The sequence below is a fragment of the uncultured Aquimarina sp. genome (assembly GCF_947495315.1).
Lineage (GTDB): Bacteria > Bacteroidota > Bacteroidia > Flavobacteriales > Flavobacteriaceae > Aquimarina.
In genome coordinates, this window is the sequence record NZ_CANLYD010000004.1 from 232,450 (window position 1) to 254,714 (window position 22,265).

Sequence of the window (22,265 nt, forward strand, 5' to 3'; positions counted from 1 at the left end):
TGTCAGAAGAGTGTCCCGCAAAATTTGGGACACTTCTGATGGCGGTATAATTGCTATTCAGCAAATTTATTATTTTCCAACAAACCACCACTGCCCTAACCAGGCACTTCATCACATGATCTATAAAAAAACCATTCCTGTTTTAATTGGGATAGTTATCTTTTTTTCTCAATATTCCATTTCACAGGAACAGCTAACAAATCCTTTTGGTAATAAACCTCTAAAATGGTATCTAAATGAAAATGATACCCAGTGGTTAGGGTTACATACCTATCTTCAGTTATGGACTAGAGTAAACGACAATAATCCTGGAAGTACGGTTTCTGAAGAAATACAGAATACAACAACAGATGTTTCAATACGCCGGTTTCGATTAGCTATTAAAGGACAGCTTACAGAAAAACTGTTTGTCTATACGCAATTTGGAACTAATAATCTGAATTATTTATCTGGGAGAGAAACTTCTATTAAACTCCTGGATGCATATGCTGAATATAATTTTTCAGAGAAATTTACTATCGGTGGAGGAAAATCTTTATGGAATGGTTTATCCCGTTTTTCTGCTCCAAGCACTTCTAAACTGATGATAGCAGATGTTCCATTTCTAGCACTTCCCACTGTGAATACCACAGATGACTTATTGCGAAATCTAGGTCTTTATGCTAAAGGTAAATTTCATAAAATGGATTATCGCTTTATAATTTCAAAACCATTTCCTATACAAAATGAAATTGAACCGGCAGAAGGAGTAGCAGAATTTGCTAATACTCATGCCGATATGCAATACGCCGGATACGTAAAATATGAATTTTTGCAACCTGAAAGCAATAAATACGCCTCCCATCGTGGAACATATTTAGGAAGTAAAAGAGTGCTTAACGTTGGAGCCGGATTTAAGTATCAATCGGATGCTTTGTGTTCTCTAAATGAAGGAGAAGAGCAGTTTCATGATATGAATTTGCTGGCAGCAGATGTATTTCTGGACCTACCGATTAATAAGGAGAAAGGAACAGCATTAAGTGCTTATTTTGGATTCTTTGAGTATGATTTTGGACCTAGTTATATTCGATCTATTGGGGCTAATAATCCAACGAATGGGTTGAACCCTGAAAGTGCCTCATTTAATGGGAAAGGAAATTCTTATCCCGTTATTGGAACCGGAACTTCAGTACTTTACCAAATGGGATACTTGTTAGGTGGAATAGGAAAAAACCGAGATAAAGGAAAGTTACAACCCTATGCCAGAATTCAGTATTCTGATTTTGATCGTTTAGACGAACCAATGATTTCTTATGATGTAGGGGTCAACTATTTTCTAAATGGACATTTATCAAAATTTACCTTGAACGCACAAAACCGACCTGTTTTTTTTGATATGGGAAATACTATTGAATCTAAGGATCGAAAGTGGATGGTTGTATTACAATACCAGTTTAGAATACAGTAAAAAATTCTATTTCCAATATCCGTGTGAAAAAGAGTTTATAACTATTTATTTGGTAATGCTTCTAATGAGTTTTCCAATAATTCTATAGATTCATCCGCATAGTATTGATCAACTTTTTTAGTGTTTAGGCTTAACCAAAGTATACCCGCAATTGCAGAAAGGAATGACCCTAATAAAACTCCAATTTTCGCATGTTGTAATAGTACCTCATTTGTGAATGCTAATTCTGCGATAAATAAGGACATCGTAAAACCGATTCCTCCAAACAGACCGATTCCTCCCATCTTTTTCCAATTCGTAAGACTAGGTAAACGTGCTAGACCAAAAGTGGTTCCGATATACGAAAATCCAACAATTCCCAGTAATTTTCCAATAAATAAGGCAATAATAATACCATAACAAACAGGATGAAATATTAGATCTAAAATGTTTCCTTCTATTTTTACACCTGCGTTTGCTAATGCAAATAATGGAAGGACCGTAAAATTAATGAATGGTGCAATTTTACGTTCTAAATGTTGTAATGGAGTTAACGCATCCTTACTGGATGCTATCACTTTTTCTATCACATTAAGATGCTGAATACTCAGCAAAGAACTGTCCTCTTTCCATATTAAATTAAATTTGGTAACGTATAACTTTAGTTTCTCTTTATACTTTCCTTCAGTTAGTTTAGTACGACCCGGAATCGTAAATGCAGCCAAAACACCGGCTAGTGTAGCGTGAACGCCAGAAAAAAGTAATGAAATCCAAAGACCGGGAATTCCAACAATAATATAAAACCAAATACTTCGTATTCCGATGATATTACCGATTCCCATAATTAGGAAACAAATACCACCGATCAGAAGATTATGAAATTCTATGTGCGGCGTAAGAAAAATAGCAATCACTAAGATGGCACCTATATCGTCTATAGTGGCTAATGCTGTAAGAAAGGTTTTAAGTTGGTTAGACACTCTACAAGAAACTAAAGAAATTAACCCCAAAGAAAAAGCTATATCTGTTGCCATAGCGATTCCCCAACCATCAGAGGCTTCACCTGTATTATTAATCAATAAGAATATAATAACAGGTATGATCATGCCTCCTAAAGCTCCGAAAATTGGAAGCGAGGCACTTCTTAATGAGGAAAGCTCTCCGTTAATGATTTCTTTTTTGATTTCTAATCCAACTAAGAAAAAGAAAAGCGCCATAAGACCATCGTTAATCCAGTGATGAAGTGAATTTTCTATAGGAGCATTTTCGAAACCAACAACGAATTTAGTCTCAAATAAATGAAAATAAGAATCACTCCACGGAGAGTTTGCCCAAACCATCGCAATAACAACCATAGTAACAAGCAAAAAACCTAAAGAGGAATCTTTAGAAAACCAATGAGTAACGGTTTCTTCAATTTTAGAAGCAATAGATTCTTTCATTTGGTATTCAATTTATAAATTTTTGCCAAGATGAGATTATAGTTTTTTGTAAAAACTGGTGGAAGATTCTTAAGAATAATCAACTCTTCTTTAATAGTTTATGAAAACTCAATAATTGTAAAGTGATTGTTAAGAATTCTTTAGATTTAGAATCCCTAAAAAGATTATTAATTAATAAATCTTTAACATATGATAAATATCATATTTCCTCAAAAATTATAAAACAACATTTGTATTATACCAATAAATAGGCTCTTTTATGAAAATAGTAAAATGCTTACCCGTTCTATTTTTAATCTTTTTTACGAACAATTTATTTTCTCAACTTGCCATCGATGCGGATCTCAGAACTCGGTTCGAATATCGTCATGGGTTTAATAATCTATTCCCTGATGATGCAGATCCAGCAGCTTTTGTAACCCAACGTACCAGATTGAATATTGGTTATGAACAGGAAAGATTGAAGTTATATGTTAGTGTTCAGGATGTGAGTACCTGGGGAGATACACGTCAGATATTAATAAGCGATGGGAATGACTCTTTTTCATTATTTCAGGCTTGGGGTGAAGTATTTCTTAATGAAAAATGGTCTCTAAAAGCTGGTAGACAAGTTATCTCTTATGACGATGAACGTATTTTTGGAGAGCTTGATTGGGCGATGCAAGGACGTTTTCATGATGCTGCTTTGATAAAATATGATACCAATACGTTCAAAGCAGATGTAGGCGCAGCGTTCAGTCAGCAAGGACAAGCTAATGAAGGAACCGGATTTACAATCCAGGGATTCTTTACTTATAAAGCAATGCAATATGCATACCTGAAAAAATCATGGGAAAAGGCTTCAGCTAGTTTCTTGTTCCTCAATACCGGATTTCAAAAATTTACAGGAGTTAATAATGATGAACCGGATGGAGTTTTCTATCGACAAACTTTAGGGTCCTATTTTAAGTTACCAATAAGCAAAGTAAATCTTACAGGGAGTGCTTATTATCAATTTGGAAAAGCAGATGCAGATACGGATCTGAGTGCCTATCAGATATCTGTAGAAGCGACTTATAAACCAGGTAATATTCTATACGGATTAGGAGTGGAGATATTGAGCGGAACAGATCAGGATGGTGATAGTAAGAATAAGTCGTTCTTCCCATTATATGGAACCAATCATAAATTCAACGGATTTATGGATTACTTCTATGTAGGGAATCATGCGAATAATGTTGGTTTAAATGATATCTATGCGAAGTTCATTTTTAAAACTGGCTCAGCTTCTAGTCTATTATTGAAGGGACATTACTTTATGGCCAATGCGGATTTAACAGCTGATGAAGACAAGTATTTGGGAACAGAAGTGGATGTTGTTTTTACACAGAAGATTATTAAAAATGTAAAACTGAACCTTGGATATTCTCATATGTTCGCTTCAGAAAGTATGAGTCTTATTAAAGAAGGAAGACCAAATGACAATATTAATAATTGGGCTTGGGCCCAACTTATTATTAATCCCAATCTTTTTACAACAGATTTTAAGAAGAAATCAGAATAAATAGCTACCTTAATAAAGAAAATAAGGCGTTTGTTTAGGGTTTCTTAATACTTTTTAAACAAAAATAATAAGTGCAACATTCTATTAAGTAGGACAATCACAAATCAAAAATATGCCAATCAAGAGTTATTTAGCCCATCCGCATATAGGTAAAAAAAATGAGCTTGCCGAAACATTATCTAAAATAGATCAATGCGAAGTAATGCCTGCAGAAAATAAAAACGTAATCGTTTTGGTTACCGAAACGGATACAGATCAAGAAGATGAGCAGCTCAAAGAAAAACTAGAAACGATTCCTAGTCTAAAATTACTAGCCTTGGTATCAGGATTTAACACACCATCTCCAAACAAAAATTAGAAATATGGATCAGGCTATCACCAATAGAAGAAGTTTTATTAAGAAAATGGCGATGTTGTCTGCAATGACTGCAGCTGCATCTATGTTTCCAGGAATATTGTTCGCAGATCAACAAGAGGCTGGTATTCCAAGTGGAGCTAACCTCGATTGGAAAAAAGGCCCCTGTCGTTTTTGTGGAGTAGGTTGTGGCATACTTGTCGGTACCGAAAATGGAAAGGCTGTGGCAGTTAAGGGAGATCCAAATTGCCAAGTTAATAAAGGACTACTTTGTGTAAAAGGATATCACCAAACTATGTGTATTCAATCGAAAGACAGACTTACACATGCACTGGTAAAGAAAAATGGTCAATATGTAAAGACCCCATTAAATGAAGCTTTAGATATTGTAGCCAATAAAATGAAGGAGACCATCGAAAAGCATGGTAAGGATTCTGTTGCGATGTATACTTCAGGACAATCTACTATTCCTGAAGGATATGTTGCCTCAAAACTTATGAAAGGAGCTATTGGAACCAATAATCTTGATTGTAATGCTCGTTTATGTATGGCCAGTGCAGTAGCCGGTTTTTTAACCACATTTGGAGCAGATGAACCCATGGGATGTTATGAGGATATAGATCATGCAGATTATTTCATCACCTGGGGGAACAATATGGCAGAAATGCATCCAGTACTATTTTCTCGAATGTTGGAACAAAAAACTAGAAGAGATGCCAAAATTATTGATTTTGCTACTCGTACATCTCGATCAAGTACAGCATCTGATAAATCTATATTGTTCGAACCTCAAACCGATTTGGCAGTAGGAAATGCCATTTGTTATGAGATTATTAATAACGGATGGGTAAATACATCGTTTGTAGAAAAACATTGTAATTTCAGCAAAGGACTTACCAACATGGGCTATGGTATAGAAGACAATTATAAATTTAGTGATAAACCCTCAAAAATAGATTTTGAAGCCTATAAAAAATTCTTAGAAGATTATACTCCAGAAAAAGTGTCAAAATACTCCAAAGTATCTGTAAAAGATATCAAATACTTGGCTGCCATATACGGAGACCCAAATAAAAAAGTAGTCTCTTATTGGTGCATGGGTATGAACCAACATACAAGGGGAACCTGGATGAATAATCTAGTATATAATATTCACTTACTAACAGGTAAAATTTCGCAACCAGGTAACGGACCATTTTCATTAACAGGACAACCTTCTGCTTGTGGTACTGCCAGAGAGGTGGGTACATTTACTCACAAGTTGCCAAAAGGTGTAGTGATGAATGAAAAGCACCGTCGTTTGGCCGCCAAAATATGGAAAGTTCCTTATGAGCGCATTCCGGCTAAACCTACCTATCACGCTACAGAGATGTTTAGAGCGGTGGATCGCGGAGATATTAAATTTATCTGGACACAGGTAACAAATCCATTGGTGTCCTTGCCAAAAACGAGTCGATATCGTCCGGGAATGGAAAAGGATTCTTGTTTTGTAGTGGTTTCTGATGTTTTTCCCACACCAACTTCTGATGTTGCTGATGTTATTTTGCCCGCTTCCTGGCATATCGAAAAAAGTGGGTTATACGGAAATTCTGAACGAAGAACACAGCACTGGAATAAAATGGTAGAAGGTCCTGGAGAAACGACACCCGATGCTTGGATGACTATCGAAGTAGCAAAACGAATGGGCTTTGGTGATTTGTTTCCGTATAGTGAAGAAAACCATGTGGAAGAAATTTATAATGAATACCGACAGTTTCATGAAGGAGCGAAACACGGAATGGCTCCTCTTGAAGTTCTAAAAAAAGAATCAGGTGTTATATGGCCATATGTAGATGGAAAATCTACGCAATGGCGTTTTAATGCAAAATATGATCCTGCTTGTTCTAATGGCGAAGATTTTCATTTCTACGGAAAACCGGATGGAAAAGCTGTTATCTGGCAACGACCTTATGAACCTGCGGCAGAATCTCCGGATTCAGAATATCCATTCTGGTTAAATACCGGACGCGTTATTGAACATTGGCATACAGGATCAATGACCCGTAGAATTCCAGTTTTACACAAAGCGATGCCACATGCATATGTTGAGTTTCATCCTGACGATGCCAAAGTATTGGGGATTGGAAATGGCGAAAATGTGAAAGTAATCTCTCGTAGAGGTTCGTGTATATTACCTGCATCTATTAATGAAAGAGGGTTACCTACAAAGGGTCAGGTTTTTGTTCCCTTCTTTGACGAGAATATGATGATTAATGATGTTACTCTCGATGCTTTTTGTCCGATTTCAAAAGAACCTGACTATAAAAAATGTGCAGTTAAAGTCGAAAAAGTGTAGGTTATGAAAAAGAGACTTGGGATCATATCATTATTTACGCTTTTATTCATTGTCTTTATAGTAATTTGGAATTATAGTTATGAAAAGGGACTGGAAGAAGCGTATATTCCTATAACAAATGAAGCTCCTACATTTGAAATTCCATCAGAAAAAGGGGTGTTTACACGATCTGGATTTGCTTTAGAATATCTTGATATGCCTATTGATGAAGCGCATCAACGAAGTTTAGAAACCTATTATGATAATAGAGCATATCCCGGAGCGCCACCCAGTATTCCGCATCCATTAATAAAAGGAGAGCGCGGTATGGGAGGAAAAGCCTGTTTACAATGCCATCAGAATGGTGGGTTTACTGAGAAATTTAATGCGTATGCTCCAGTGACACCACATCCCGAAATGATTAATTGCAGGCAATGCCATGTGGCAAAGTTGACGGAGACCTTATTTACTCAAACGTTATTTACAAAAGATCAGGCACCTAAGGTTGGTATAAATAATGCCTTGATAGGGAGCCCACCGATAATTCCGCATCCAATGCAAATGAGAGAGAATTGCTTAGCTTGTCATGCTGGACCTGCTGCTCCAAAAGAGATCAGAGTGACACATCCTGAGCGAATCAATTGCAGACAATGTCACGTGCCAAGTGATAGAGTGATTACGGATATAGAAGTTTTTACAAGAGATAACAATACTTATGATGAATAGATATAGAAGCGCACACATTCTGGGAGTTACTTTTCTACTTACGTTTATGATATTTTCTTGTAAGCATAGCGAAGGAGAATATCACAGTCTAACAGATAAAATAGAAGCAGAAAGTAAGAATTATCATGGGACTACTATTTCTTCAGAATCATATATAGGAGATATCGAAACCATTGAGATTACAGAAGGAGAACATACGTTCTCAATTCCCGAACGTAAGAGTCAGATTACATCATATGCTTGTATCGAATGTCATACAAAACCATTAAAAGAGCTTAAAGGTGTTGATTTAAAGAAAGCGCACTGGGATATTAATCTGGTACACGCCAATGAGAAGATTATGAATTGTGCTACCTGTCATAACGGTGATGATATGAACAACCTAAAAAGTTTAACAGATACCGCTATTGATTTTAATCGAAGTTATCAACTGTGTGCGCAATGTCATAGTCCACAATTTGAAGATTGGAAAGGAGGTGCACACGGAAAAAATATAGGAGGATGGTCCTCACCAAGAGCGGCGATGACCTGTGTGAATTGCCACAATCCGCATAAACCTGAAATTGAATCCAGATGGCCTTCAAGGTTTAATACACAGAAAGTAAAAGAAAGAGAATGATCCAATAACATTTTATTGTGATTTTAATACAACATAAGTTATGAGTGGAATTGGAAAATATTTTAAGCTGAATCTAAATAGTGCAACCAAACAAACTTCAGGTGGATCCTGTGGTTGTGGAAATACTTCTGGCGGATGTGGTTCCCATATAAATGAATCAGCTCCTGTTAAAACATCATGTGGATGTGGGAACACTTCAGGAAGTTGTGGTTCTCATAGTACACCCGAGATTAGTGAACAGGAATTTTTTGATGCTGCGGTAGATGCTGCTATTGGAGATGAGCGGAAAAAAGATGGTTTTGATCAAGTGTTTGAAGTGAAAATGGACCGACGTACAGCTTTCAGAAAATTAACTGCAAGCCTTATGATCGGAGCAGGGGCAGTAAGTACTTCTTGTAGTGTAACTACAGGAGATGAGAGTAAAGAAAAAGCACAGATTGATTGGGAAGAGCAGTTTAAAGGAAACTATAAATTGATGACAGATGAGGAGCGAAATGCTACGGTAAATCGATTGGTACGATCCTATGAATTACGTAAAAAGGAAAATATAACCATGAAATCCACAGATGCAGTAAAAGATGTATTGTTTGGATATGCATTTAATATATCTAAATGCCAAGGTTATATGGATTGTGTAAATGCTTGTGTAAAAGAAAACAATCAGGATAGAAATTCTGAAATGCAATATATCAGGATTCATGAGATGAAGGATGGAGAAGGATTTAAGTTTAACGAAGCTGATGATAACTATTATCACGAAGTACCTGCAGAAGGTCATTTCTATATGGGAACCCAATGTTTTCATTGTGACAACCCTCCTTGTGTAGAAGTATGTCCTGTAGAAGCTACCTGGCGAGAAGATGATGGGTTAGTGGTAATTGATTATGATTGGTGTGTAGGATGTCGCTATTGTATGGCAGCATGTCCTTATGATGGTCGACGATTTAATTGGAGTAAACCAGAAGTTCCAGAAGAAGAGGTAAATAAAGACCAGCATTATCTAGGAAATCGCATGCGTAAGAAAGGTGTGATGGAAAAATGCACTTTTTGTGTGCAACGTTCCAGATCAGGAAAAGATCCTGCTTGTGTAGAAGCATGTCCAACTGGAGCTCGGATTTTCGGGAATTTATTAGATCCTAATAGTACAATCCGTTGGGTTCTAGAAAACAAAAAAGTATTTCGATTAAAAGAAGATCTAGGTACCGAACCTAAGTTCTGGTATTTTATGGATTGATCGTATAATAAAAAGATGGTTTTGCGTGAGGGATAGCAGCGGCATCCTTTTTTAATGTCATCCTGAGCTTGTCGAAGGATAAGACTTTAAAAAAGATATAGCGGATAACCCGACCGAAGTGCAACAAAGGGCACGCCCAAAAAATAATATACATGAAAACACTCAAAGTTTTTGGAAGTTTAGTTAAGGATAGTTTCGATACGATTACAAAAGGTTCTATGAAATATCTTATTTGGATGGGATTTTTGACTTTTGTAATGTTAGCAGGGATGTATTGCTATTCGATACAACTAGAGCATGGCCTGAGTGTAACAGGAATGAGCGATAGAGTAAGCTGGGGATTATATATCTCTAATTTTACCTTTTTGGTAGGTGTTGCAGCAGCAGCTGTGATGTTGGTAATGCCAACCTATGTATTAAAAGATATTGATTTTAAACAAGCAGTACTTATTGGAGAAGGACTCGCAGTAGCAGCATTAATTATGTGTCTAGCTTTTGTGGTAGCTGATATGGGTGGTCCTTCAGTATTATGGCATATGATCCCTGGTATTGGAGTATTTAATTTTCCAAATTCTATGCTTACTTGGGATGTATTGGTACTTAACGGATATTTGTTTTTAAATATTTCGATTCCATTTTATATATTATTTACACGATATCAGGGAAAAGTTCCAAACCCCAAAATATATGTTCCCGGAGCCATTTTATCTGTTTTCTGGGCTGTGGCGATCCACTTAGTAACGGCTTTCTTATATCAGGGATTACAGGCAAGACCTTTCTGGAATAATGCGTTGTTAGGACCTCGTTTTTTGGCATCTGCTTTTGCTGCTGGGCCTGCATTGATTATTCTGGTTTTGGCAATCATCCGTTCCTTTACAGAGTTTAAGATAGAGGACAAAACCATTAAAAAAATCGGAATGATTGTAACCGTGGCAGCGCAGATCAATCTCATTATGTTGGTGTCAGAACTGTTTAAAGAGTTTTATGCACCTACACATCATAGTGAGAGTGCCTATTATTTATTCTTTGGGTTGCACGGTAAAACTGCATTGCTGCCTTGGATATGGACGGCAATTCCACTGAATGTGCTTGCAACAGTGTTACTTACATTTGGTAAACTACGGAACAATTTAAAGGTATTGTATTTTTGTTGCTTTATACTATTTGTGGCGATTTGGATTGAAAAAGGATTCGGTTTAATCGTTCCAGGGTTTATTCCAGGGCCTTATGGTAAAATAGCAGAATATACTCCTACTGGTATTGAGATTGGAGTAACGCTAGGTATTTGGGCATTAGGAGCTTTTGTTTTTACTATTTTGGCCAAAACAGCAATTCAAATAGAGACAGGGAAATTACGGTTTGGATCAAAGAAAAAAGTGTTGGAAGCGGAGTAGTAGGCAAGAATTTTTGTAATCAAAGAATGTAAAGATAAAAGCTGAATTTTGGAGCACATCCTAAAATTCAGCTTTTTGTCGTTTTATCGTTCAACTTGGTAAGTGTATCTTTTATTTCCGGTAATAATGTTTCCTTCATAATCGTAGAATTGAGTGATGTAATTTACGAACCTATTATATTGTGGAGTAGCACTGTTTCGCGATATATTCCGTATGTTTTGTAATGTTCTCATGATGATTAGTTTTTTTTGATCCACCAGAGGTGGACAGGTTGATTGATGAATATTTTTTTGTTGGACTATCTAAAACGTCTTTTTGCGTTCCAGATACTTCCGTTTGTATTGTTTGATTTTTTAGTGATTTGATTGCTGCTTAAAGTTCTCATAATTTTGTTTTTTTTTGATTGATAAATATTTTTTTGTTGGACTATCTAAAACGTCTTTTAGCGTTCCAGATACTTCCATTGGTGTTGTTTAATTTTTTTGTGATTTGATTGTTGTCTAAAGTTCTCATGATTTTTATTTTTTTTTGATTGATGAATATTTTTTTGTTGGACTATCTAAAACGTCTTTTTGCGTTCCAGATACTTCCATTGGTGTTGTTTAGTTTTTTAGTGATTTGATTGTTGTCTAAAGTTCTCATGATTTTTGTTTTTTTGATCCACCAGAGGCGGATAGGTTGATTGATGATTTTTTTTGTTTGACTATCTAAAACGTCTTTTTGCGTTCCAGATACTTCCGTTTGTATTGTTTAGTTTTTTAGTGATTTGATTGTTGTCTAAAGTTCTCATGATTTTTGTTTTTTTGATCCACCAGAGGCGGATAGGTTGATTGATGATTTTTTTTGTTTGACTATCTAAAACGTCTTTTTGCGTTCCAGATACTTCCGTTTGTATTGTTTGATTTTTTTGTGATTTGATTGCTGTCTAATGTTCTCATAATTTCTATTGTTTTAGATTGTTATATACTTACTAGACGCAGAGGTTTGAGTTTTGTTACAGTACTATGTATAAAAAGGTACTATTTTAACACTTTTTAACGAAAATACAGCTGTTTTAAGATGTTTTTTGGGAAAATTAAAAGAATTGGAGAGATGTTTTTTTTGAAAGTAGGGTATTGTGAAGACTATAATAGTTGACTTATATAAATATAAAAGAGAAGTATTTCGTATATTGATTTACAAATAAACTTTTCTAATATTGATTTTATTTTGGCTTTAATGGGTATACTGGCCATAATTTATAACCAACTTATTATGTATTGGTTTTATTTTATTTGTGATTTATATGTGTGTTTTATAAAGAACATAAAACTATTAGACCAATAGATACATTATTTTAGATCCGTAATCCATCTCATTCCATTTTTTGTTAATCGATAGTCTTTAAGTGTTTTAGCTTTGGTTTTAATCCAAAAAGAATCATCTTTATAAATACCTTGAAAAATGTATATGTTATCCTCTAGTATATCATAAGTAAATTTGTAAACCTTATTTTCAGAATCATTAAATGGGCGAAAATCTATTGTTTTCTTTATCGTATCCGCTTCAAATAAATAATAACTTTGTTGTTTATCCATGTGAGTGATTTTTAAAGATTCAGATCTATAAGAACTTCCATTAATTGAGATGTTTTTCCATCTGTTAGTAGTAGATTTAGGTATAGTGTCCCCATTTATTATTTGAATTTCTACTTCATGAAATCCGGTCAAAGAAGGATATCTGTTTGTAGTCTGAGACTGAATCCTTTCAGAGAAGTTTATGATACTAGAGACAGTGAAATATAATAATATGCTACTTTTAAGAATATAGCCTACCTTTTTACTCTTCCTATTAGAAAATAATGCTTGTTCAATAATAGGTTTTGTAGGTTTATTGAGAATGAAAAAATTTACTATTCTTTTGAGATCATTGTTTATTAATAGGATTGTCATTAATAATAGATGAATGGCAAACATTTTTACTCTTACATCATAACCGATATCTATTATAACCACATTTATCATGGCTATGAATAAAATAAAGGACCCAATGAAAGTAGATCTTCTGAATAACAAAAGAACACCTCCTATCACTTCTACCCAACCTGTACTCATTGTATAGAACTTAGAATAACTCATAAATGCCCATAAATAACTCATTCCGTTATGGTTACCTATTGTGTTCTCTAGTCTATCTAAATCCATCTCACCAAATTGGAGCATAAAAACCTTTGATAATCCATAGATTATTAAAGTTAATCCTATGTGATACCTTAGAATTGTTCTGGTTAGAGTTTTTAACTTTGAATTATAATGAAGCTTAAATTTTGAATCTATAATGATCCAGATGATGCTACCAATTAAAGAAAGGACGGTAATTAATAAAAATCTGCTATAATCATATTTAGAATCAAAACCATTGAGAAGATTCTTTTCATCAAACTCCCAACCAAGAAAAGACTCTCCAAACCAAATAGTAATCCCTTTCCAGAAAGAAATATCTGACGTATCAAGTTCTCTAATGTATTCAAATCCATAAGGATATATGTAGAATAACAAATAAAGAAATATAAATCTAAGAAAAATGTTACTTGATAAGCTCCAATGGTGTTTTTCTATAAGAGTCATTTTGTATCTCCGATTGATTGTGATTAGAAAAATACAATCTTACTACATCTTTTTCTTTCTAACTAAAAAATATAGAATATAAATAGAGCGTTTTCGGTAATTACATAGGTTAAGGTATTGTTTTAGTGACGGGATCTACCCTTTTAGTTGTTGTAATCTATTAATCGCATTTTATATTTAAGTATTCAATTCTAAAGATTTAATAATTTAATAGTTGGTACAGTTTTTCATCTCGTCACTAACGCTAAACATGAATTGTAGTATGGCGAGTAAGCCCGCACCAATCGATTTACCTGCACATTTTTATTTCTTATACTACTTTATATTATATGAGCAATGGTTGCGATTGGATTGGTAACTAAAAAAACTACCATAAAAAAATCGTAATTTTTATATACAGAAATTACGATTTTTTTATGTTTTAGTCCTTTTAAGCTTGTTCTAAATGTTTTGCAAGGCCGCTTTTATAATGCCTTTACTTCTTTATTGTTTTGATAAAACTGCATTCTTTTTATAACTCTTATAAATCGTTCCAAATTCAATAGAGTAAATATTGGTATCAGTACTTTTTAGACTATCACTACTAGTATAATAAAGTAATTTATCATCCTCAATTAATTCAGCATAAAGATCACTACCGGTAGTGTTTATTTCTTTAATAGCTTGTGGTATTGACCATTGGTTATTGAGTTTGAAACTTATATACAAATCTCCATATGAAGAAAGGTTTTGCTCTCTCCCGGAAGATTCAAAAATAATTACATTACCATCATTGTTTATTTCTAAGTTCCATTCCCCTTTATCTGAATTAATTACATTTCCCAAGTTAATTGGTAGAGAAAAAGTGTCTTTTCCCTTTTTCGCAAAATATAAATCTCCTTGACCATATCCACCTAAACGATTCGATGCAAAATACAAATTACCAAATTTATCTGTACGAGGGCTGTACTCATTTTTTTCGGAATTAATAGACTTATTCAACCTTACCGGAATTTCCCAAGTGCCATTTTCGTTTTTTTCTACTTTCCAGACATCTTTTGAAATTTGTTTAGTTTCTTTTGATGGCCTCTTAGAAATAAAATACAAAGTTTTCCCATTATTGCTTATATGTGGGGCACTATCATCATATTGACCTGAAAAAGAAGTCAATTTAGGGGCAGACCATTCTCCGTCTTCCTTAACCGAATAATATATTGAACTTTTCATACCACTAGTTCCCCATTTATCATTGCTTTTTGCAAAATAAACTTCAAAACCAGTATTTGAAAAGGAGGGTGAATATTCTACTAATTTAGTTGATATATTTTCTGGTTCAAAAATCTGTGGTTTTAATTCATCTTTGCAACCAATCATAACTAAGAGCATACTATGAACAATTAATATAAATAATCCAATTATGAATTTTGTCCTGTTCATTTGTTCTTTTACATTTGCTAAAACGTCTCATATAACAAGCGTGTCCTGCCAATGGACAGCTATGATTGGTTATGCATTGTTGTATATAGTTTATTTTTTATTCCAGTTTATATCAAATTTTGAGATTATCTTGTCATCTTTATTTAACGAATTAAGCGGAAGTGCTGGACTTAAAGAATGAAATGGTGGATAGCCTTCTTGTATGTAATATAGATGTTTTTTAAGTTTTGAATATCTTCCAGAGCATTCTAAAGAAAAATAAGTATAATTTTCATCATAATCTTCAACTTGAATATATTTTTACAATATGCTTAAAGTCATTTGGAAGTTTATTAAGAACCATTTCACTAGTAAAAGGATATACAGTATTCATGGCGTTAATTAGATTATTGTAAAATTCCTCTTTATTCATTTCATAAGGTATGCTAACGTTTAAATCATTTGTGTCCATGCAAGATACAAGGTTAAGAAAATTCCAAGAGAAGAAGCTTTTATATTGGTAATCAAAACTTCGTTCTTTTTAAGACTGTAAACTTTCTCAAAGATTTTTTTTCGATTCATTATCCAAATAAATAGTAATATTAGCGTCAATGCAACGGCGAAAAACATTATTTCTTCATTATAATTTAGGCCATTAGATATAGTAGAAAAAACTAGCCTAGTCAGTAGAAAATAAAAGTATGATGTGATAAAAATCCAACCAATTTTTTTATTTACAAAAATGCCAATAAGTGGAAATAATAGAAGGAGTGAAGGTCGGAAATAAGTTCGTCTTGTCATTAATCGGATGAAATCAGATACCTTATATTGATTACTATAATTCGTATTCAATTCAAAAATAGTTTCTTGATAACCTCTAACAGAAACAAAAACAAAGAATAATAGAATTAATAATTTAATTACTAAAATCAGATAATTTACTTTCTTTTTATTTAGAGTTTGTTCCATTATATATCATAACGTTTAATATATGTGTCGTAGCGGGTTAAAATGTTACCTTGCTTTTCGATTATTCCTGCGCATTGGTTGCTAACTTTTACTTTTTGCGGGCATTGCGCCTTCATAAAAATAGAGCAGCCATTCGATTAGATAATTAGCTGTTATGATCAGATAGGTATTGTGATTAGTTTTTTAATCAATTCTTTTGGCTATAGTTTCAAACGGTTCTATAGGAAGTCCATATAAAATAGCTTTAGTTTCGTCAATTTCTTTGATCAATAATACCAATCCTTTGTGGTTATTGTAAAATGAAGAAATCAATAAAGTATTATCTATTTTTTCTAACAATATTTTTCGTCCTGCATATCCACTTTTCTTAAGTGTTTCGATTATTTCAGGTTTGTCTAAAATTTTATTGAACTCTATCATTACCTTTTCGTTATTCCATTCAAAATTGTATTTCAAAAGTTGAATGCGACTTTCGGATATTTTTGATACTGTTGGAGCCAACCTAACATAATCTTGTTCTAGTATTTGGCCTTCGGTTTTAGATTCCGTTTCGTTAAATAAGGTGATTTTTTCTCCTTTTAGATAAAATCGTATTCGGTCGGAATTTATGAATTCAAAGTTTAGATCAGCTGTTCTTTTAGAGGAATTTTCAACTTTTTTTTCTTTTAAGTTTACTTCATTTTCAACGTTCTCTAAGACGGAATATATAATCTCATCATTTTCGAAAGTGATAATATCTAAATCACGAAAAAACCTTATTTCGCTCACATTAATCCATTTGCCATCAGTTTTAGTATTCAATCTTCTCAAATATTTTTATATGTTGTGTTCGCAACTGTTCTACTTTTTTTCAAATATTACTTTTGAGTTATTTGGTTCAAAAATTTTTGATGGTATTTTCTTCTCATCAATAGATATAGCTTTTGTTGTAGTTAGTTTTTTAATAATAATTGATTTTAAAATAAATCACAGTATTCATGAGCGTCCAAAAACAACTAAACAATGTCCCGCCAACAAAAAGTAAGTATCTAAGTCCTTGGGTGATTTTTATTTTATTATTGAAATAATACCAGTCAAAAAGCTCCATTAATGACCCCAGTGAATAGAAAACATTGGCACCGATACCCCAAAATATAACTCCAATCGTATCTTCGGTAGTCCATTGGTAATCAATTGTTCCTAGGAAATCATAAATTCCAAATATTCCGAAAAGTCCAACAGCAATGTTAAAAATCCAACGTTTGGATTCCCACCACTTTATATTTGTTTTTAAATCTTCTAGCGTCATTCCATAATGAATTATAGCTTCTCTTGCGTATTAGGTATGTATCACGAAGGATCCATATACCTTTATACAACGGGTTCTCTATCCAAATCACTATATGGATAAATTTCTTTTTCTTTTAATATTTTAAATAATTCATCACTCCCATTTTGTCGAGCATAATTCATTTCACTTCTGAAAACTTGTAGACAAAGCAATAAGTGATGTTCACGATCTCCTACTTTAAATTTTCTCCCATTTGGTTCGTATAAGTCAAAAATCAAACAGGTATTTTCTTCATTTTCTCCATTTGGAGTTTCTATTGTCTCATTAGGATTGAGTATAGCTTGAGAAGAATACATTCCTATAGAGGTTAAAAATCCACAGGTTTTTCTCTCGATTAAATTAAATGGAGTTTGAGTTTCTTCACTTGGGTTATAATCATATTTGGTAAATGCAACTAATTCATATGTCCCCAATCTATTTTTTAAAGGTCCGTTACCATCTGGATCCAATAATTCCATTGTCGCAAATCCAGTTCCCTTTATATGGTTTGGGAAATAATACATATCGACCGCTCCTCCAATTGAAAAAGGAATGATTGCGTGTCCAACCATATTGTACATTTTTCCGAGAACATTTTCAAGTCCTTTAGACTTTAATTCATAATCCTTTTCGTGTTCTTCTTCTGTAAATTCTTTCTCGATTGCTTTTTCTTTTTTACCAAAAAACTTTTTCAAAAAACTCATATTTTTACTCTTCTAAATTATTTGAAATTTTAATTTTGAAAACCCCGTTTTCTAATTCTTTATAATCAGTTTCATCATTAAATTTATATAATTTACAACTAAAGTTTCCTTCTATTATAAAAAAATCATTTTCTTCTTTTGTTGATGTTATTTCAAAGGAAGCATCTGCATTGTCTCCAAATCGTGATGAATAATAAGTTTGTTGGCCTTCTAATTCTGAAGGGAAAAAATCTAAAGCAACATTGTTACTAACTTCAATTCCTTGGAACCTTCTATATTCGTAATTTTCGAGAGCCAAAAATTCTCTTATCGAGTAGAGTTCATCTTCAAGAAAACAATCGCCTACAGGGATCCCAGAGAAATACATTTTTGCTGCATCTAATTCGTTTATATTTTCTTGAAAATCATAAAATATTAACCCAAAAGCATATGTTCCGTAACAGAATCCTGTTCCTGGTTCTCCAAAGACTGCAATATCATTCGTTTGGCTTCCTCCGTAGTCTATAGAGACACCATTTGGATCATTAAATAAAGAAGAGTCGTATATTTTTGTTTCTATAACAAGATCCTCTCCGTCTAATTTCCCTTTAAAATAATAGTTTTCTAAAAGTATTGGTTCGCTATCAGAAGGTTCACTTTCATTATTTGATTCACAAGAAGTTAATATTATTAGCGTAAGGAGAAAAAATATAATTGTTTTTTTTAGATTTTGCATTTTCATAATTATTATTATTCCAGAAATATGTTATGAGGTTATTAGTATGTATCATTACAGAGCAAAATGTTACCCCGTTTTGTGATTTTTCTTCGCATTGGTTGCTGATTTTAACTTTTTGTAAGTATTGTGCCTTATTATAAATACGACAGCCATTCGATTGATCCTCTAGTTGCTATGAATACATATATCGTGTTTTACAACGTTAGCCATATTTTTCTATTGCTTTTTAATAGATTCCAAAACTAATGTTTGAGTTTCTGGATCTTCCGTTTCCGCTTTGTCCAGTTTTTCGGAAATCTTATTTAGTTCAATTCCGTCGTGGATTGGATTTTGTAGTTGAGAAAGTACAAATTCCAACATTTCCTTTTTCTTAGAGACTCTACTTAAAAATGCTATAAATTTTTTCGGATTTGATTGCAGTGTTTTATAAATGAGTTCGTTGTTCAACTCAATATACTCAACATTAGTAGAACATTTAGGGTTCATGTTTGCAAAGAAAACAGCAAAATTCTGGTCATTTAAATCAGTATTTTGTTTAATAAGAGAATCAATCTTAACAAGAGTTATTATTTCACAATTTGGTTTTGTGCTGACTTTCTTCTCTACAATGCTATCCGCTGTTTTTTCGATAGTCATTTGAATTTCAGAAATAATACTATCACTGTATTTTATTTTTTCTTCCATTTCTTTTCCTTTTTCCTCAATTCCCTCTAATTCTTTTTTAAGAGACTCCATTGCTTTTGATTTTTTTTGGTCAGCTTGACAGGAGCATAGAAAAATGAGTAAGGTATAGATCAAAATTTGTTTCATAATGGATTATAACGTTTAATATAACAAACGTTGCTAATCTAAGTGGCAGCCATGTTTTGTTATATAGTGTTAGGGCTTTTAACCTGTATCTATTTGATGACTGAAAAATTCATCGGATATGTGCTTTTTAATCCTGCAAAATATGAAAATATCTATATCGCTTGCTCCTCTGGAGACTATTTTCATATTCTCACTATTCTGGTATTGAGATTGTAAAGCAATTTTTTGATTTTCGTCAATTATTAACGAGTAATTAGTGATTAATCCCAAGTTACTTTTAGAAAAGGATAAATCAACAAACTCATTACTTTCCGAATAGGTCTTTAGAATATTAATAATAAATTCCTTTTCTGGTAAATTAACTTTTTCCTTCCCTATAATATTGTTTACTAAAAGCGTCAAAATATTAGCAAAATCATAGTTTGACTTCTCATTGACATCAATTGTTTCTAAAACACTAATAACAAAGTCAGATAAAATATCACCTGTTTTACTAGTCTTAATTAACTTAATTGAAAGAAATTCTCTATAAAATTGAATAAATCCAAAATAAGAGAACTTATCTTGAAATGCCGTAATTGATATGATACCTAAACTTTGCAAATTGTAAATAGTTACAATAAGCATTTCGCTGGCTATTTCTGGCCATTCACCATCATTTGTAACCGATTTTAAGCCCTTAGGAAGTTCTTTTTTACTTAATAAACATAAAGCTGGGAATTCAGAAAATGGTTTAGAAATTATTGGTTTAGTAGTTACACTGTGAATTCTTGTTCTTACAAAAAAATCAAGCCCCAAAAACTTGCTTATATCTATAATTTCATTTTTCACGGAAACACAGTCCCAATTCAACTTTGGCACTATTGATAGATCATCTTTGAACTTTTGGAGTTCAAGTTCTTTAATCCATTTTTCTATTTCATTATTATTCTTAATTTTCAAGTTTCGCTTTCTTACTTCAATTAAATAAGCATTTAATGCATCCAAAGTATATTCTTTATAACGCTCTTGTATAGCCCTTAATTCAAAATCAGACTTACTTTTCATTATATTTAGGAATACGGAACTCACGTTAATTATCTATAGATTATTTTTTTTATAAAAGTATAGGTTTTTTCAAGGAGCAACACTACCTGTAATTCTTCCTAACGTCTCGGCTATGGTTAATATGGGAATTAAAAGCACTAAATTTTCGATTGAGGACAAAGTTTGACTCGAGTCTAAAGCCTTAATTTTATAACTATTCCGCCTATTTTTTATATGCTGTGTTTTTATTCCATTATTTTCTTACTAACAATATCAACAACAACTATTTGGGAATTAACCCCTAAATATTTCCACATTAATTTAATAGGGTTTTTATAAGTATATATGCCTGAATTTTTACCTAAAATAAAACCAGTTTCAAAAACGTCAGACTCGCCTTTTCCAATATATTGGATTTTATTTGACCCAATTCCATTTTGAATATTCATATCATAAGAATCTTTACCATTAATAAACAACTTCAAAAATTCAGACCTACCCATTACATTTTCAAAATTGGGGATAGGTTGATTGCCTATATTTGTAATCTTTATTTTAAACCTGACGGCATCAATAGAATCTGTATGCTTATCAGAGTATTTGTAAAACTCTACATTATTCTCAATTTGTATTGAGTCCTTTTTGTAACTATCACTAAGTTCAAATTTCATTTTTTCATTCGGTTGGGCGAATAATTTCCCCATACTTAAAAGTAAAAATAATGTCAATAAACTTTTCATAATTGCAGCCAACGTGTTCATGTATGGGTAGTAGCTAATTAAAAATGCTACTTTTTCAGAAAGTAATTTACAAAATAAAAAGTAATAGCGATTTGAGTCACGACTCAAATCGCTATTACTTATGCAGGTTGTTGTACGCTGGCTTATTTCAGTTTTTGACTTTGTTTATTATAAACTAGCTTCTCCAATAAAAAAATACAGATTTTTTAATGAAGCATCTCTTTTTGGAAACAATGCTTGCATTCGTTCATCTGTTCCCATTTGCTGTAATCCTTCCATAGAATCAAAATAGAAACGATGAATTTCATCAGGTTGTTCTACATTTCCTTTTGATTGAAAAGGAGCTATAAATCGTTCGAAGTGAGTTCCAAATTCTGGCATTATTGCACAAACTTCGTTATGGTAATCCTCAAATTGCTTTTCATATTTTTCACCTTCATTAAAGTAAATTAATGCTACACCATAAGTTTTGCTTTTATCACCAACTTCTTTTTTAAATTCAAAATTGGTATTCTTACTCGTAAAAATTGAAATATCTTTAAGTGCAGGAATTGCATATTCATTTCTAATTTTTATAAACTCAGGATCTTCATTGAATTTGTTAAATACTTCAATACTTGGATAGCTAGCGAAGTGAATTTCATCTGGCAATTCCATTTCTCCTTCGGCTAACATTTTTGGCTGGATAATGCGTTCAATTTTCCCTCCATACTTCTCCAAAATGGCACCTCCTTTCTTTTTGTATTCTTCAAAACGTGATTCCTCGCCATCTTTTATATACATTAAAGCAACGTTTACTATTTCTTGATTTTTTGTATTCATTTTAAGTGTTTTTTTTGTATTATTATTCGAGTTTTGTGCTTTTGTTGTAAACGATAATAGTAATGAGACTAGTAAAGCAAAACTTATTAGTGTTTTTAAATTTTTCATTATTA

The 22,265-nt window shown here is 32.8% G+C and carries 19 protein-coding genes; 8 read left to right on the plus strand and 11 right to left on the minus strand.

The features are described 5' to 3' along the window. Positions 1 to 10: 10 nt before the first annotated feature. The gene (locus Q0910_RS09155; RefSeq protein ID WP_299215212.1) at positions 11 to 1,447 is read left to right on the plus strand and encodes a porin; all 1,437 of its coding nucleotides are present in this window, start codon (positions 11 to 13) and stop codon (positions 1,445 to 1,447) included. A 41-nt stretch (positions 1,448 to 1,488) separates the two neighbouring features. Here the strand turns inward: Q0910_RS09155 and nhaA are convergent, their stop codons facing one another. Next, positions 1,489 to 2,868, minus strand: a complete 1,380-nt coding sequence (gene nhaA / locus Q0910_RS09160) for a Na+/H+ antiporter NhaA (protein WP_299215215.1) — start codon at positions 2,866 to 2,868, stop codon at positions 1,489 to 1,491. Between the two features lie 259 nt (positions 2,869 to 3,127). Here nhaA and Q0910_RS09165 point away from each other — a divergent pair, with 259 nt between their 5' ends. From Q0910_RS09165 to dsrP, 7 genes are all read left to right on the plus strand, one after another. Beyond that, positions 3,128 to 4,411 carry an alginate export family protein gene (locus Q0910_RS09165; protein WP_299215217.1) on the plus strand — a complete coding sequence of 428 codons (1,284 nt, stop codon included), beginning with the start codon at positions 3,128 to 3,130 and terminating at the stop codon, positions 4,409 to 4,411. A gap of 112 nt (positions 4,412 to 4,523) precedes the next feature. Continuing rightward, positions 4,524 to 4,769 (plus strand): hypothetical protein, encoded by a 246-nt coding sequence (locus Q0910_RS09170; RefSeq protein WP_299215220.1) that lies wholly within the window; start codon positions 4,524 to 4,526, stop codon positions 4,767 to 4,769. Positions 4,770 to 4,773: 4 nt separating this feature from the next. Then, positions 4,774 to 7,101, plus strand: a complete 2,328-nt coding sequence (locus tag Q0910_RS09175) for a molybdopterin-dependent oxidoreductase (protein WP_299215222.1) — start codon at positions 4,774 to 4,776, stop codon at positions 7,099 to 7,101. A gap of 3 nt (positions 7,102 to 7,104) precedes the next feature. Further along, complete coding sequence (locus Q0910_RS09180; RefSeq protein ID WP_299215224.1) at positions 7,105 to 7,806, plus strand: cytochrome C; 702 nt, start codon at positions 7,105 to 7,107, stop codon at positions 7,804 to 7,806. Beyond that, on the plus strand, positions 7,799 to 8,425 hold the full coding sequence (locus Q0910_RS09185) for a cytochrome c3 family protein (RefSeq protein ID WP_299215227.1): 627 nt from the start codon (positions 7,799 to 7,801) through the stop codon (positions 8,423 to 8,425). Before Q0910_RS09180 ends, Q0910_RS09185 begins: the two co-directional genes overlap by 8 nt. 40 nt (positions 8,426 to 8,465) lie before the next feature. Continuing rightward, a complete protein-coding gene (locus tag Q0910_RS09190) occupies positions 8,466 to 9,659 on the plus strand; it encodes a 4Fe-4S dicluster domain-containing protein (RefSeq protein ID WP_299215230.1) in 1,194 nt (397 codons plus the stop codon). 152 nt (positions 9,660 to 9,811) lie between these two features. Then, on the plus strand, positions 9,812 to 11,053 hold the full coding sequence (gene dsrP, locus Q0910_RS09195; protein ID WP_299215233.1) for a sulfate reduction electron transfer complex DsrMKJOP subunit DsrP: 1,242 nt from the start codon (positions 9,812 to 9,814) through the stop codon (positions 11,051 to 11,053). Between the two features lie 1,331 nt (positions 11,054 to 12,384). Here the strand turns inward: dsrP and Q0910_RS09200 are convergent. The 10 genes from Q0910_RS09200 to Q0910_RS09245 form a co-directional block, all read right to left on the minus strand. After that, complete coding sequence (locus Q0910_RS09200) at positions 12,385 to 13,590, minus strand: DoxX family protein (protein WP_299215236.1); 1,206 nt, start codon at positions 13,588 to 13,590, stop codon at positions 12,385 to 12,387. A 552-nt stretch (positions 13,591 to 14,142) separates the two neighbouring features. Further along, positions 14,143 to 15,075 carry a hypothetical protein gene (locus Q0910_RS09205; RefSeq protein ID WP_299215238.1) on the minus strand — a complete coding sequence of 311 codons (933 nt, stop codon included), beginning with the start codon at positions 15,073 to 15,075 and terminating at the stop codon, positions 14,143 to 14,145. Between the two features lie 1,131 nt (positions 15,076 to 16,206). Next, positions 16,207 to 16,824, minus strand: a complete 618-nt coding sequence (locus tag Q0910_RS09210; RefSeq protein ID WP_299215240.1) for a hypothetical protein — start codon at positions 16,822 to 16,824, stop codon at positions 16,207 to 16,209. A gap of 139 nt (positions 16,825 to 16,963) precedes the next feature. After that, a complete protein-coding gene (locus tag Q0910_RS09215; RefSeq protein WP_299215243.1) occupies positions 16,964 to 17,311 on the minus strand; it encodes a hypothetical protein in 348 nt (115 codons plus the stop codon). A gap of 62 nt (positions 17,312 to 17,373) precedes the next feature. Beyond that, a complete protein-coding gene (locus Q0910_RS09220) occupies positions 17,374 to 18,036 on the minus strand; it encodes a suppressor of fused domain protein (protein ID WP_299215245.1) in 663 nt (220 codons plus the stop codon). 4 nt (positions 18,037 to 18,040) lie between these two features. Next, positions 18,041 to 18,751 carry a hypothetical protein gene (locus Q0910_RS09225; protein WP_299215247.1) on the minus strand — a complete coding sequence of 237 codons (711 nt, stop codon included), beginning with the start codon at positions 18,749 to 18,751 and terminating at the stop codon, positions 18,041 to 18,043. A 219-nt stretch (positions 18,752 to 18,970) separates the two neighbouring features. Continuing rightward, positions 18,971 to 19,564: a hypothetical protein gene (locus tag Q0910_RS09230; protein ID WP_299215249.1), complete on the minus strand. Its 594-nt coding sequence runs from the start codon at positions 19,562 to 19,564 to the stop codon at positions 18,971 to 18,973. A gap of 78 nt (positions 19,565 to 19,642) precedes the next feature. Further along, positions 19,643 to 20,611, minus strand: coding sequence for a hypothetical protein (locus Q0910_RS09235; protein WP_299215251.1), 969 nt, complete (start codon positions 20,609 to 20,611; stop codon positions 19,643 to 19,645). A 224-nt stretch (positions 20,612 to 20,835) separates the two neighbouring features. Further along, positions 20,836 to 21,438 (minus strand): hypothetical protein, encoded by a 603-nt coding sequence (locus Q0910_RS09240; RefSeq protein ID WP_299215253.1) that lies wholly within the window; start codon positions 21,436 to 21,438, stop codon positions 20,836 to 20,838. 60 nt (positions 21,439 to 21,498) lie between these two features. Next, positions 21,499 to 22,260 carry a DUF1330 domain-containing protein gene (locus Q0910_RS09245; protein ID WP_299215255.1) on the minus strand — a complete coding sequence of 254 codons (762 nt, stop codon included), beginning with the start codon at positions 22,258 to 22,260 and terminating at the stop codon, positions 21,499 to 21,501. Positions 22,261 to 22,265: the final 5 nt, after the last annotated feature.